Here is a 14,271-nt window from a genome sequence, read left to right as displayed (position 1 = left end):
ATAAATTTGTGAACGCTAAGGAGTAGGGTAGTCTTACCATTCTAAATTGGGTAGAAATTATGAATAAGACGTCTCTACTTTGGTTTGTTATCAGTTTAGGTTTACTAGGCGGTTTACAAGCACACGCAAGTTCTCTTTCCCATCGTGGAGAAACAACCAGTCCATTGCACTCGTGGGCGCTGGAATCTAATGAATACTCTACCCGAATTCTAGAAGTGTATTCCTCACAAGGATGTTCAAGTTGTCCGCCTGCTGAAAAATGGGTCAATAGTTGGCTGGAAAGTCCAGACTTGTGGCTGAAATTTATTCCCATGGTTTTTCATGTCGATTATTGGGACTATCTTGGTTGGCGAGATCCGTTTGCAAAGCCAAATTATTCTGCAAGACAATCTCAATACAAGCATCAAGGTTTGGCAAACGCAGTATACACGCCTGGCTTTATGTTAGATGGAAAAGAATGGCGTGGTTGGTTCAGGGGGAAATCTGTCTCGCCTATTAACAACAAATCAGGCAAGTTAACGGTTTTGATTAAAGGAACCGACGTGCGCGCTTCATTTAGTGAAACGTCGCCTGGCGACCAACTAAATTTAGCCTTGCTAGGATTTGGCTTTAACACCTATGTTTCCAGAGGCGAAAATCGACGAAAATCTCTGCGACAAGAGTTTGTTGTTTTGTCGCACAAAGAAGTCGATCTTATCGATAATGTCTGGTTAACACAGGTTGACGAGCCAAGTGTCAGTGCTGACCAGTATGCTCTTGTTGCTTGGGTCACGTCGAAAAATTCGTTGCGTCCAAAGCAAGTTGCGGGCGGATTTGTTCCCAATCAGCTTTTTGATTTTTAAACAATTAAGCGGTTCCAATTAGTACTGCTCTTTTTGGTGCCGGATATCCTTCAATTGTCTTGGAAGGGTCGTTGGGATCAAGAAAATCCTCTAACGATAAACTATCCATCCAATCTGTTTGTCTTTGCTCTTGGGTTGTCGTTACGGCAACATCCACCACTTTAACATCTTTAAAGCCAACTCTACTCATCCAAATTGATAAGGCTTGGGTGCTGGGTAAAAACCATACATTACGCATTTGTGCATAGCGCTCGCCAGCCATCAACACTGTCGTGTCATCTCCATCAACCACTAAGGTTTCTAAAACGAGCTGGCCACCGGTTCTAAGTTGCATTTTTAGCTGATGTAAAAAGTCTATAGGACTGCGACGATGATAAAGCACACCCATGGAAAATACCGTATCAAAAGCCTTTAATTCGGGTAGTTGCTCAACACCAATTGGTAGCAAGTGTATTCGCGGATCAGGATTAAAGTGTTTGATTGCTTGGAATTGCATGAGAAACAACTGGGAAGGGTCTACTCCTACGACTAACTTAGCGTCTTCACCCAGCATCCTCCACATATGATAGCCACTGCCGCATCCAATATCTAAAACCTGTCGATCTTTTAAAGGATCCAAATGAGGTAACACACGATCCCATTTCCAATCAGAGCGCCATTCAGTATCTATTTGGATCCCATGAACATTGAACGGACCTTTACGCCATGGTTTGAATTGTTTCAATAATCCTATGATCTGCTTTTGGGTATATTCGTCAACATCATCTGTAGTACCAAAACTCACTTGGCTTTTTATGTCGCAATTTGAAGTATTGGTTTGAGGAAGTTTCTTGAGTAATTTCTGCCATTTAGCAAAATCGCCATGTAACTGCTGTGTTTGCCATACCGCCAGTTGTGCAGGTAAAACTTCCAGCCAAGGGCTGAGGTTAGTTTGTGCAATCTGTGCATAAAATTGATTAAACCATTGATTAGCCATTATTTACTTCACCGCTACTATTGATGAAAAATTAAAGCAACTGAACCAGGGGACAATATCAGTGAAACCAGCTTGTTTGAGTCTAGCGTCATGCTGTTCAAGGGTATCAATGCGCATGACGTTTTCTAAAGCAGAGCGCTTCTGGCTGATTTCCAATTCACTATAACCATTATTTCGTTTAAATTCATGGTGAAGGGTTACCAGTAATTCGTCGCCAACCTGATTCGGGTGCCGAATCTTTTCAGATAACACAAGCACGCCTCCAGGCTTTAATGCTGCGTAAATACTTTCAATCAACGCTCGTCTCAATTCAGGCTCAATAAATTGTAACGTGAAATTCAACACAACAACCGACGCGTTTTCCAAGGAGATTTTTGTTATGTCGCTGCAAACCGCTTCGACAGGTACATTCGAACGAAATGCATGTAAATGGCGTTCACATTTCTCAATCATCGCCGGAGAATTATCTACAGCAATGATTTTGCACCCGTCTTGTGACACTTTGCGGCGCATCACGATACTGGCCTCGCCCAAAGAACATCCTAAATCATATAGGTTGGTATTAGGCAGGGCATATTTTTGCGCAATTAAACCGATATTATCAATGATAGTGCTATACCCAGGAACGGATCGTTTTATCATATCAGGGAAGACATCGACCACGGCCTCATCAAAACTAAAATCACCGATGGTTGATTTGGGTACAGAATAAATCGCGTCTTTTTTGCTCATATTTGAATATATTAGTGCTTAGCTATCAAAATTCGCGCAATTTTACCTGCGAGCCTGTCCAGTAGCAAATTAGAGCGGCTAATATCGTCAGCAGTGTGTATTACTTCATTCTGGAATTGCAGAAATGATACTAATGACCCAAAAAGTGCTTGGATTTAATGATTAACCCGTTAGACTTAAGTCTATAACAATAAGTAGAGTCGAAACCCACAAATGGCAAAGTTTTTAATTGCAGATGATCACCCCTTATTTAGAGAAGCGTTAAAAGCTGCTTTGCAAGCGCATTTCGAATCTTCGGTGTTTGTGGAATCAGACAGCTTAGATTCTACGCTGATGGCAATCGACACTAATTTTGACCTGGACATCATACTGCTCGACTTAAATATGCCAGGGTGTGAAAATTATTATGGTGTTATCCGAGTTTGTGAAGATTTTCCGACGATCCCAGTCGTTGTCATTTCCGCAAGCGACAGTGCGCAAACAATCTCACAAACGATTGGATACGGCGCCAAAGGCTTTGTATCAAAAGCGGCAGCAATTGCGACTATTGCTGATGCTATTAACACCGTGTTGAATGGTGGCACTTGGATACCTCAAGAGTTACATGATCAAATCAACGAAATAAGCGAAGAGCAAAAATCTATTGCAGGGAAAGTTGCTGAGTTAACGCCTAAACAATTTCAGGTGCTTAAGTATTTGCAAGAAGGGCAGCTGAACAAGCAAATTGCTTACGAAATGGGGGTGACAGAGGCTACAATTAAGGCCCACATTAGTGGCATTTTCAAAAAGCTCGACGTGAATACTCGTACCCAAGCAGTATTGCTTGTTGAAAAATTACAAAGCGGTCTGCAGGGCTAAACCTTTCCTATAACAATTTAGTAGTGATGAGATTATGATTGATCCTTCATTGCCTCTGGTTGACCTTCATCGTCATCTGGATGGCAACATTTTACCTGAAACAATTTGGCAACTCGCGCAGAAAAATGATTTACCGATAGCTGCAAAGTCTCTAGAAGATGTTAAAAAAATCACACAGATCCAAGATCAAACCAGCGATTTATTAGCTTTTCTGGAAAAATTAGACGTAGGCGTGTCCATGTTGGCGAATTACGATGCATGTTACACCGTTGCCTACGAGAACATGCGGGATGCCAAACAAAGTCAACTTGACTATGTAGAATTGAGATTCTCACCTTACTACATGGCACAAAGTCATAAACTTGATATGGTAGAGTTAATTGCATCGGTAATTGATGGTGTTAGAGCGGGTGAAAAAGACTTTGGGGTTAAAGCCAATGTGATTGGGATCTTAAGTCGGACTTTCGGTGTTGAGACCTGTATGGATGAATTACAGGCGCTGTTGAAATACAAAAGCGATATCATTGCACTTGACTTGGCAGGTGACGAGTTAGGTTTTCCCGCAGAGCTCTTTGTCGACCATTTTATGCTGGCCAAAGACGCAGATTGGAACATTACCGTGCACGCTGGAGAAGCTGATGGTCCGCAAAGTATCTGGAATGCAATATATAAGTTAGGAGCAACCCGCATAGGTCATGGGGTTGCAGCAATTCAAGACGAAAAGCTGATTCAGTACATGATAGACAATAAAATAGCTATTGAGTCTTGCCCGACCTCTAATTATCAAACTGCAACGGTTAAAGATTTAGCGAAGCATCCAATGCCAACGTTTTTAAAAAAAGGGCTATTGGTGACGCTGAATACAGATGATCCTGCGGTGTCGAATATTGATTTGATCCACGAATATAAAGTCGCTCAAGATGTACTTGGATTATCGGCATCGCAATTAAAACAGGTTCAACGTAATGGTGTAGACGCTGCATTTTTGAGTGATTCAGACAAACAATCGCTTTTAAGTAAAAAAACGGGTTAGATTTAAAACCGTCCTAAATAACCGCAATCCCGGATAAGCAACGCCTGTAAGCACCGATATTTATTCTCTTATCTTCGTTGTTCATTATGCGTTTAGAACGACTAGACAACATAATTCTCGCCTTGATAAGGGAATAAATCACGGCACTTACCTATAAAAAATCAATATCAAAATGACGATAGCTTCTATGTCATTGATAAAGCTTTAAAACAAAAATGCCAATCAGTTTCTTTGACTGATTGGCATTTTTTATGGGCGTTTTATAAACAAAGGTCGATGAAGTCACCTTTGTTCTATGCTGTCGCCTTTTAAGCAGCTTTCTTGCTACGCGATTTACGTTTGGGTTTAGCCAAAGATTTGTCTGCCATAAGCTCTTCCGGTTTGAAGTCGTCAACGTTAATGGTGTCTAATCGGCCCTGTTCGGCGCGATTCATTAGTGCGGCTTCTTCATCGGTAAGCACTCCCAAGGCTAGACCCTTTTGGCCCACTTCGTCTAGTTGGGTAAATGGGAATCGCTCGCCAGCAGCATCACACACCTTGTCATACAAAGGTTCTGCCGCCAATACATCATCTAGTATTTGTTCCAATTTACCCATAGCGTTGCCTTCATCACGGCCCGTGTACTGACCTTCGGCAAGGCGATTACGAGTATCGCTAGGCGTTTGCAGGATCGTTGCAATTTGATGGTCTAATTCGTCGGAAGGACGACTAAATGATTTGCCAAACGGCATAATCACCACTTTAAGAAAAACACCAAGTGCTTTATTTGGGAAGTTCTGTAAAAGCTCTTCCATGGCTTTTTCTAATTCGAACAAACAATCTTGCATTGCCCAATGCATCAATGGCAAATCGTCTTTCAAGCGACCCTGTTCATCAAATTTCTTTAGAACGGCGCTACCTAGATAGAGATAACTGAGAATATCCCCCAAACGAGCAGACAATCGCTCACGACGTTTTAATTCGCCACCCAAGACGCCCATTGCAACGTCAGACAGTAGTGCCATATTAGAACTATAGCGTTTCATTGCCCGGTAATATTTTGCAGTTTCATCTGAGAAAGGTGCATCGGCTGTTCTGGCGCCAGTGAATGAGAACCATAGACTCCTGAAGAAATTGCTCATAGCGAAACCAATATGGCCAAAAATCGCCTCATCAAACTCTTCTAATCCCTGTCCTCGATCTTGATTTCCCGCTGCATACATTTCTTTCAATACAAACGGGTGACAGCGAATAGCACCTTGGCCATAAATCATCATATTACGAGTAAGAATATTCGCACCTTCTACGGTAATTGCAATCGGAGCGCCTTGATAAGCGCGACCCAAATAATTATTTGGACCGAGCATAATACCTTTGCCACCATGCACATCCATGGCGTCATTCACAACAGATCGCATTTTCTCGGTGAGATGATATTTGCAAATTGCAGATATAACCGACGGTTTTTCGCCCATATCAACACCATTGGTAGATAGACTTGTTACCGCGTCCATCATGTAGGCATTGCCTCCAATGCGACCAAGCATTTCTTCAATGCCTTCCATTTTGCCTACTGGCATTTTAAATTGACGACGGATCCGCGCGTAGGCTCCTGTAGCCAGTGCCATTGTTTTTGCTCCGCCTGCTGAGGTTGAGGGGAGGGTGATACAACGTCCTACAGACAAGCATTCAACGAGCATTCTCCATCCCTGGCCAGCCATATCCGCGCCACCGATAATATAATCAATGGGAACAAAAATATCTGTACCTTTTAGTGGACCGTTTTGGAATGGAACATTCAAAGGAAAATGACGATTTCCGATTTCTAGTCCATCGGTATCTCTTGGGATAAGCGCACAAGTGATACCCAAATCTTCTTCACCACCTAATAAACCTTCAGGGTCAAAGAGTTTAAACGCCAGCCCAACAACAGTTGCGACGGGTGCTAAAGTAATATAACGCTTTTCAAACGTCAGGCGCATCCCTAATACTTCTTCACCTTGCCACTGGCCTTTGCAGACAATACCCAAATCCGGTATCGCGCCCGCATCAGAACCTGCTTCTCTGCCGGTTAACGCAAAACAGGGGATTTCTTCGCCTTCGGCTAAACGTGGGAGGTAATGATCTTGCTGTTCTTTAGTTCCATAGTGTTGAAGAAGTTCGCCCGGCCCCAAGGAATTTGGGACGCCAACTGTCGTTGCCAACACAGCATTACAGCCAGAAAGTTTTTGCAGAATACGAGACTGGGCATAAGCGGAAAACTCTAACCCACCGTATTCTTTTTTAATGATCATTGCGAAGAACTTGTTGTCTTTCAAGAATTGCCAAGTCTCTGGAGACAGGTCCGCGCGATCATGATGAACATCCCATTCATCGACCATACGACAGACCTCTTCTACTGGCCCATCAAGAAAAGCTTGTTCCTCGTCACTTAAGCGCGGCTGTATAATACCATGTAATGCGCTCCAGTTAGGATCACCACTGAATATTTCTCCATCCCACCAAACAGTTCCTGCATCGATAGCTTCTTGTTCAGTACGAGACATTTCAGGCATGATTTTACGATATGTTTTAAGAATCGGTTTGGTTAAATACTCGACTCTGATTGAGTCGACATTAAGAGGTATGGCAACGGCAAGAAATAGCAACCAACTAAAGAATCCGACATAGCCAAAAGAGGAGCCTACTAGAAGAGCAAGACCAACAATGATAGTTGCGTTGAGTAGTTTTAAACGCAAAAAACTGACGACTCCGATAGCGCCAACTACGATGATTAACCACATTAATATATTCATATAAATCCCCATGATAGAGGTCAGACCAGGTATTCAAAAAGTATGCTTTTACGACTCAAAGATCAAGTCTAATCGTACTGTTTTTTCCGCTTCCACTATAAGCATGGACGGGATATGAGCGATTTCAAGGAAAGTGGTCTTTTTTAAGCCTTATTTTGTTCTGACTGATCACTTCTTACTGTGGATTGGTATTATTAGGCGTGCTGACAAGTAGTAAAGGAATATGCTCTAAAACCTTACAAGGTTTCTTTACTTTGAAAGGAGGAAAGCTGAATATCACCTTGTTCTTCTCCTTCTTTAAACTGTTGAAGACGAACCAGTTGATAATTTAGCGAGGGCGCAAACCAAGCATAGGTTTCACGTTTGGCATTTTCACGGACAATTTTCACTTTGACTCCCTCTAACATGCCATAAGGAAGCTCAAGTTGTTCACGACCTAAAACCAACATATCGTAGTGACGTTTTTGGCCTCGGCTGTTGATCAAATCATAAGCAAACTGCTTTTTGCCTTGAGAAAGTTGCAGTTGGATATCCAAACGATAAAGTTGGTTATCAAATTCGCTTTGCCACTCAACAGACTCTTCTTTATTTATTAATACACGATTTTTTTTACGGTCAAACTCTGCAACTAGCGATGAGTCTGAGCCAAATCCAGTTCGTTCGTAAGTGTATTTAAACGGTTTGATTTGGTTGTTATTAAAACTGAAGAGACTGACTTCTTTGCGTTTATCAGACAAGAAAAATAATGAAACTTTAGATTGATAGGAAAGACGGTAACGGTCTCTGCCAAGCGATTCGAGCATTAACGAGGCTGTGCCTAGCTCCTTGCCGTATTGGAAAGCTTTATACTCAGCATTGAATTCGCTCAACGGGGCAGCTGCAGCATTGAATCCAATCAAAAATGCAACGGCGGCTAAACCGTTTCTTGCTATGTTAATCAGCTGCGTAGCCTGACTGTGGAAGCTCATTACCATCCAATACTGCCTTATTATTGATCATTACTAATCGCTCATTGCAGAACCAGTCTACTACAAGTGGATACACATTTCTCTCTTGCTGCTGTACTCGTTGTGCTAATACAGATGCATTATCTTCTATGAAAACAGGCACCTTGCTTTGAATAATCACCGGTCCACCATCCAATTCCGGTGTCACAAAATGGACAGAAGCACCGTGCTCTTTATCGCCAGCATCAATGGCTTTTTGATGCGTATTTAAGCCCTTGTACTTGGGCAAAAGCGATGGGTGTATATTTAACATCTTTCCTTCAAAAGCTCGCACAAAGTCTTCAGTTAAAATGCGCATAAAGCCCGCAAGGACTAATAAATCTGGCGCATACTCATCGATTTTGTTTTTTAACGCAATATCGTAAGTTTCTCGATTGTCGTAGTCTTTATGGTTAAGGCAAACCGAAGGAATATTCGATACTTTTGCTCTTTCTAAAGCAAAAACATCTGGCACATTAGAAATTACACCCACGACTTGCGCTACATGGCTTCTGTTTTCAAAATAATCGATAATTGCCTGCAAGTTAGAGCCATTTCCTGACACTAATACAACAATTCTGCTAGGAGAAGACATTATTATATCATCTCGACGGATTCTTGTTGTTCTTGTCTCGCTTCGATGCTGCCCAACAGCCACGCTTTTTCGCCACTTTGATTTAGCAGGTCAATAGCGCTTTGCACATGACTTTGCGGCAATACAATCATAAGACCTACACCGCAGTTAAAAGTTCTAAACATTTCGTGTTCAGTTATATTGCCCTTTTCTTGCAACCAATCAAAAATTGCTGGTCGTTGCCAACTATTTTTATCAATAACGGCTCTGGCAGTGTCAGGCAGTACGCGAGGAATGTTTTCCCAAAAACCACCACCGGTAATGTGAGAAATTGCATGTACGGGTGTTGTTTCCAAAAGAGCCAATACGGATTTAACGTAAATTTTGGTAGGCTCTAACAAATGGTCGGCTAGTGTAGAGCCTTCAAAAGGTTGCATTGGGTCTGCTTCGCTGACTTCTAGCACTTTGCGTATCAATGAATAGCCATTTGAATGCGGACCAGAAGACGCCAAAGCAATGATGGCATCGCCAGGAGCAACTTTACTTCCGTCTATCACTTCGTCAGCTTCAACAACGCCAACACAAAATCCTGCTACATCGTAATCGTTGCCATGGTACATACCAGGCATTTCAGCGGTTTCACCACCAATTAATGCGCAGCCAGAGAGCTCGCAGCCTGCGCCAATGCCCGTAACAACTTCTGTAGCGGTATCTACATCAAGTTTGCCAGTGGCGTAATAGTCTAGAAAGAATAGTGGCTCAGCCCCTTGCACAATTAAATCATTGACGCACATAGCGACTAAATCGATTCCAATACCACTGTGACGCTGTAAATCCATCGCTAAGCGTAATTTTGTTCCGACTCCGTCAGTGCCTGATACAAGTAAGGGGGAACGATATTTTTCAGGCAATGCACACAAGGCACCAAATCCACCCAAACCGCCTTTTACTTCAGGGCGATGGGTTTTTTTAGTTACAGACTTAATTCTTTCAACCAGTTGATTTCCAGCGTCAATGTCTACACCTGCGTCTTTATAGCTTAGTGATGGATTAGCGTCGCTCACAATATTCCTCGGCGGCAAAAATTTTGCGGATTTTAGCAGTAAGAGGACACAAAAGGTACTGCAAATATGTTGAATTTGAGCTTTCAAATCTAAATGTTTAATAACAATTGGTGAAATTTATCTTTAAATCAAAGACAATGTTCGTCTAATTAAAGTGTCTCTAAGGAAATCATGGCTTTTAATCGCGTTTTAAGTCTTATTCTGCTTTGCTCGTTTTTCGTTTTTTCAACACAAGCCGCAGTGATTGAGGGGTTGTTCAATGCGTCAGTTGAGATAGAGAACCAATCTCCCGCTCAGCAAAAAAAAGGCGCTTCGGCAGCCTTGGCAGAAGTGTTGGTGAAAGTGAGTGGAACAAAAGCAATACTTTCAGATGCGGATATCAAACGAGCTATGCGGAATGCTGACAATTTGTTGACTTCCTATCAATTTGATATTCAACAAGACGTGGTACTCTACGATGCACAATTTAATGCCAATAAAATCGAGCAGTTAATCCGCTCGACAGGTTATCCTATCTGGGGTAAACACAGGCCTGAAACCTTAATTTGGCTAGCGATTGAAGAACAACCCACGCGCTCTAGAAGGTTGCTTTCAGATAGTGCTTTAAGCGAACTCACTGAGGCTGCGCGAGAGCAGGCGCAACTCCGTGGTATCAAAATTAGTTTCCCAGTATTAGATCTCACCGATTTGCAGCAGGTCAGTGTTTATGACGTCTGGTCGAACTTTATGCAGAATATTGTTGATGCCAGTGGAAGGTATGGTTCCGAATATACCCTGACATCTCGGGTCTATTTTCGCACTCAAGCCACTTCGATTGTTGTGGATGAACAAGTCAGTCCCATAGCACCTGAGCCACTTAATGTATGGGTGGCAGAATGGACCACTGCGCGTCAGGGAACATTCCATTCTGGTGAAGTGAGCGGCAGTTCACAGTCAGAGGCTATCGAACGTATGATCGATGCAGTAGCAGATGTATTAGGAGAAACCTACGCGATTTCAGCTGTTACTGACGGTTCAGCTGACGATGCCTATCGCATTCAAATCGACAATATTTCGTCGCTGACTCGTTATGCAGAGGTGATGGCATTTTTAAAAAGTCTCTCAATGGTCATCGATGTGTCATTAGTCGCGCAGCAAGGACAGATGGCTACCTTTGAGTTGAAATTATTTGGCGCAAAGGAAAATTTAGAACAAGCGTTTGGTTTAGATGAGCGATTAAAAAGACCGTTGGATTCTTTTGGCCAACCTATCGCTGATATGCCATATTTGTGGAGACCATAATTGGCTTCAAAAATACTTCCCGAACAAATTGTACTGGATGTTAATTTGCCTGATGAACAAACGTTTTTGAACTTTGAAGCAGGTGAAAACGAACTAGTCGTTGAACACCTCAAGCAAGCGATAAAAACCCAGTCGGGCGGGACGCAGCCGTTTTTAACTTACCTTTCTGGGCCGACGGGGGCGGGCAAAAGCCACCTGTTAGTTGCCACCTGCCACTTAGCAAAATCGCTCAACCTCGAACACTTTTATATAAACCTTGATGAAGATTTATCTTATCCAAGTTTAATTCTTGATGGGTTGGAACGTTTGCAAGTAGTTTGTATTGATAATATCCAATGGATACAACAAAGTGCACAATGGCAACGTGCAATGTTTGATCTAATCAATCGAGTTAAAGAAAGTAATTACTGCAAATTGTTTTTATCGTCCAATGCGGGGCCAAAAGCGCTAAATTTAGCGCTGGCCGATTTGAGCTCGAGACTGACTTGGGGAATTAGTTTTCATCTAAACACCTTGGATGAATCTGCTGCGGTCAGTGCGTTGCTTAAAAAAGCAAAATACAAAGGTATTGCCGTTCCGGCGGAGTCATTAAAATTTTTGGTACAGCATTGTCGACGTGACATGCATACTTTAACGAAAACTCTAGACAAAATTGAGCACCAAAGTCTGCAAGAAAAACGCAAGATCAGCATACCTTTAATCAAACAAGTGCTCAGCACAATTCCGCCGCAATAAAAATTCGATTCTCTACAAACCCAGTTCCGTTAAACCCAGATAAACTGCTTTTACTTTTCTGGCATTGACGGGCGCCCTCGATGAATGCTCAACATTTCAAAATTGAGTTTCCGATCGGTTAACACAGGCTTTCCTGCAACGTTGCCTTTTTGTTGATTGCTCAAATCAATCTGCTCAAAATATCCAACGCCGGGTGTGAACTGAGTAACGCCGGGTAATGACTGTTGGATTTGTTGCGCGTCAAGTTGTGGCAGTATTTGTTCAACCACAACAGCAGTGCGTGGTTGAATAGCGGGTAAGTTAACTCGATTACGCTGTCCCCATGACACAGGGTAGGTGAGCTCCTCATCAAGCTCTATGATTGCGGTGTCGGCTTGTGCATCCAATCGATAGACCATCATAAAACGTTCAAAAAGCGTTGCGTAGTCTTCTCTAATCGTTGAATAGCTGTAATACGCTGGTGCTTTATCAGGTTCGAAAAATGGCACTACATCATTCGGCGTGTAGGCTTTTTGCTGTTCACTGGCATCAACACCAGCAAAGCTAACACTCGCTAAATCGCGCATCGCCTGCGAGGTTAAGGGGTAACTATTTGAAAATGCCGTAGAGTTTGCTTCGTTATCATTAGCATATCCTAGTGGCGAATCACTCCCCGTTACCCGAGTCCAGCTCGTTGGTGGGAAAAAATCATTGGCGTGAGCTAGCTCGTGATACATCAACCAACTGATATTAGCCTCAAAGTCGACAAAACTTTTGGTTAGACGGCTAGCTCTAGGGTAGTCCGAATTCCGAATATAAGACTGGTTGTCTTTGATATAACGCCAGGGAATCGAAAATTGCAACTCATTACCAAAATTACTGCGAAAGTCTGGCGCGGAGTTGAGTGTGTCTCTTTCTTCTGGTGTCATCCAAAAATTGGCCGCATCCAGGTAAATCGCTCCCGTTGCCGTCCAGTAGAACGAAGGCCGAACGTCATAAGAAATCACCACCGCCGTAACGGCACGTAACAGATTGCGCATATCTTCACCTGTTACCGAGGTCTCTAAAAATTGTCGAAATCTATCGCCCATCCATTCATGAGAAACAATAACACGTTGCATAATATCATCGACTGTCGGCTGACTGACAACTTGACCGATAAGAGGGAGCTGGTTGAATGAACAGGAGCGATTGACAAGATTGTTATATACACAGGCTTCTAATGCTGCTGAATAGGGGCTATTTTGCACATAGGCAAACATATCATTGGTCACAACACGTTCATTAAATCGAGGAAAGTACCCATCTTCATCAATTTGAATATCTTTGATGATTATTTGACTGAGATCAGATTGGCGGGAGCCATCCGCAAATTCAATATCGCCTTGGATGACAATAATTTCATCTTTATTAACACTGGGCGCATCAAAAAAAACGTAGGCATCTTGAGGTTCGATTGCTACGTTTACGGTTCCTTCAACTAGCTGCCACTGCCAGGATACAATTTCTTTGTCACTGGATGTATCGATTCTCAGGGACACTTTGCCACGTTCAGACACAGCATGATCGACACGAATGTTGGCTTTTTGCGTCGTGCTGTCTACAACTGTTAGGGATAATTCCTGCGCGATTTGTTGGCCTGACTCCATTTGTCCAGACACGTTAAATCGATATTCACCAGATTGTGCAACATCAAAGCCAATGGCTTGCATATGGGGGGCTAAAATAGTTACCGCTGGACCAGAGAGCTGTTGCCATTGCAAGCTTTCAACCCGTTTTCCGTTGCCTGCCACTAAGGCAAATCCAACCGATTCCCCCTGATTGGCCTCTAATTGACCGTAGATTTGGTAATCAGTATTGCTGGAGATAGGTGAGGGGGCAAGCAACGACGATGGTGGAGGAGAAGGTGCGGGCTGATTAGGAGTGTTTGGCGTACCAGTGCTCGAGCCTCCGCCACCACAGGCGCTCATTAAGTAACCGAGCAATACAATTCCTACAACACGCATAACCTTTACCTCTCAAATCGCTGTTTTTCTTGTGCCATCACTTCTTTTAATTTGGGTAATCCTTGGCCAAGTTCTTTTCCACGCTTTCTTGCATAAACACTGCACCCTACAAACATACCCGTGGAGAAAATCAACTCAATCAAAGCATAAATCGTTTCGTTTTCTACGGCGTATATACTAGTAAGACCGTGAATGATGTAGAACATTACAATAAAATTTGCCCAAGCATGGGTGTAAGGCAATCCTTTCACTATTCCTCTTAACGGCAACAGCAAGGGAATCGTCCAAACTACGGCAAGAAACACTTCAAATTGCAAAGAACGGCCTACAGGTTCAGCAAGAAATAAATGCCATATAGGTACCCAAATTAATAATCCAAAATAACTTATTAATGCTAACTTACGATAGAAACTGGTGTTTAGTTGCATGGA

13 protein-coding genes are annotated in these 14,271 nt (G+C 42.7%); 5 read left to right on the top strand and 8 right to left on the bottom strand.

All coding sequences use genetic code 11. The features are described from left to right. Positions 1 to 59: 59 nt before the first annotated feature. Entirely contained in the window at positions 60 to 842 is a 783-nt protein-coding gene (locus tag FM019_RS15355; RefSeq protein ID WP_143836842.1) for a DUF1223 domain-containing protein, read from the top strand. Positions 843 to 846: 4 nt separating this feature from the next. Here the strand turns inward: FM019_RS15355 and cmoB are convergent, their stop codons facing one another. Both cmoB and cmoA read right to left on the bottom strand, forming a co-directional pair. Beyond that, positions 847 to 1,818 (bottom strand): tRNA 5-methoxyuridine(34)/uridine 5-oxyacetic acid(34) synthase CmoB, encoded by a 972-nt coding sequence (gene cmoB, locus FM019_RS15350; protein ID WP_143836841.1) that lies wholly within the window; start codon positions 1,816 to 1,818, stop codon positions 847 to 849. A gap of 3 nt (positions 1,819 to 1,821) precedes the next feature. Continuing rightward, on the bottom strand, positions 1,822 to 2,550 hold the full coding sequence (gene cmoA, locus FM019_RS15345) for a carboxy-S-adenosyl-L-methionine synthase CmoA (RefSeq protein WP_143836840.1): 729 nt from the start codon (positions 2,548 to 2,550) through the stop codon (positions 1,822 to 1,824). Positions 2,551 to 2,763: 213 nt separating this feature from the next. On the opposite strand from cmoA, the gene FM019_RS15340 reads away from it, so the two are divergent. Both FM019_RS15340 and add read left to right on the top strand, forming a co-directional pair. After that, on the top strand, positions 2,764 to 3,408 hold the full coding sequence (locus FM019_RS15340; protein WP_143836839.1) for a response regulator transcription factor: 645 nt from the start codon (positions 2,764 to 2,766) through the stop codon (positions 3,406 to 3,408). Between the two features lie 34 nt (positions 3,409 to 3,442). Beyond that, positions 3,443 to 4,441 carry an adenosine deaminase gene (add, locus tag FM019_RS15335; RefSeq protein WP_143836838.1) on the top strand — a complete coding sequence of 333 codons (999 nt, stop codon included), beginning with the start codon at positions 3,443 to 3,445 and terminating at the stop codon, positions 4,439 to 4,441. 308 nt (positions 4,442 to 4,749) lie between these two features. Here the strand turns inward: add and fadE are convergent, their stop codons facing one another. The 4 genes from fadE to purM form a co-directional block, all read right to left on the bottom strand. Then, complete coding sequence (fadE, locus tag FM019_RS15330) at positions 4,750 to 7,215, bottom strand: acyl-CoA dehydrogenase FadE (protein ID WP_143836837.1); 2,466 nt, start codon at positions 7,213 to 7,215, stop codon at positions 4,750 to 4,752. Between the two features lie 236 nt (positions 7,216 to 7,451). Beyond that, positions 7,452 to 8,183, bottom strand: coding sequence for a DUF3108 domain-containing protein (locus FM019_RS15325; RefSeq protein WP_260681643.1), 732 nt, complete (start codon positions 8,181 to 8,183; stop codon positions 7,452 to 7,454). Further along, positions 8,149 to 8,796: a phosphoribosylglycinamide formyltransferase gene (purN, locus tag FM019_RS15320; RefSeq protein ID WP_143836835.1), complete on the bottom strand. Its 648-nt coding sequence runs from the start codon at positions 8,794 to 8,796 to the stop codon at positions 8,149 to 8,151. Before purN ends, FM019_RS15325 begins: the two co-directional genes overlap by 35 nt. Positions 8,797 to 8,798: 2 nt before the next feature. Then, positions 8,799 to 9,839 carry a phosphoribosylformylglycinamidine cyclo-ligase gene (gene purM / locus FM019_RS15315; protein ID WP_143836834.1) on the bottom strand — a complete coding sequence of 347 codons (1,041 nt, stop codon included), beginning with the start codon at positions 9,837 to 9,839 and terminating at the stop codon, positions 8,799 to 8,801. 171 nt (positions 9,840 to 10,010) lie between these two features. Here purM and FM019_RS15310 point away from each other — a divergent pair, with 171 nt between their 5' ends. Both FM019_RS15310 and hda read left to right on the top strand, forming a co-directional pair. After that, on the top strand, positions 10,011 to 11,120 hold the full coding sequence (locus tag FM019_RS15310; protein ID WP_143836833.1) for a DUF2066 domain-containing protein: 1,110 nt from the start codon (positions 10,011 to 10,013) through the stop codon (positions 11,118 to 11,120). Then, on the top strand, positions 11,121 to 11,855 hold the full coding sequence (gene hda, locus FM019_RS15305; RefSeq protein ID WP_143836832.1) for a DnaA regulatory inactivator Hda: 735 nt from the start codon (positions 11,121 to 11,123) through the stop codon (positions 11,853 to 11,855). 50 nt (positions 11,856 to 11,905) lie between these two features. Here hda and FM019_RS15300 read toward each other — a convergent pair whose 3' ends face one another. After that, positions 11,906 to 13,840, bottom strand: coding sequence for a hypothetical protein (locus FM019_RS15300; RefSeq protein ID WP_143836831.1), 1,935 nt, complete (start codon positions 13,838 to 13,840; stop codon positions 11,906 to 11,908). Positions 13,841 to 13,845: 5 nt separating this feature from the next. Next, on the bottom strand, positions 13,846 to 14,268 hold the full coding sequence (locus tag FM019_RS15295) for a DUF2069 domain-containing protein (RefSeq protein ID WP_143836830.1): 423 nt from the start codon (positions 14,266 to 14,268) through the stop codon (positions 13,846 to 13,848). Positions 14,269 to 14,271 lie beyond the last annotated feature (3 nt).

Origin of the sequence: Aliiglaciecola sp. M165 (assembly GCF_007197995.1) — a bacterium.
Taxonomy (GTDB): Bacteria; Pseudomonadota; Gammaproteobacteria; order Enterobacterales; family Alteromonadaceae; genus Aliiglaciecola.
The sequence above is the reverse complement of the archived record's forward strand: the minus strand, read 5'-3'. Positions and strand labels throughout refer to the sequence as shown.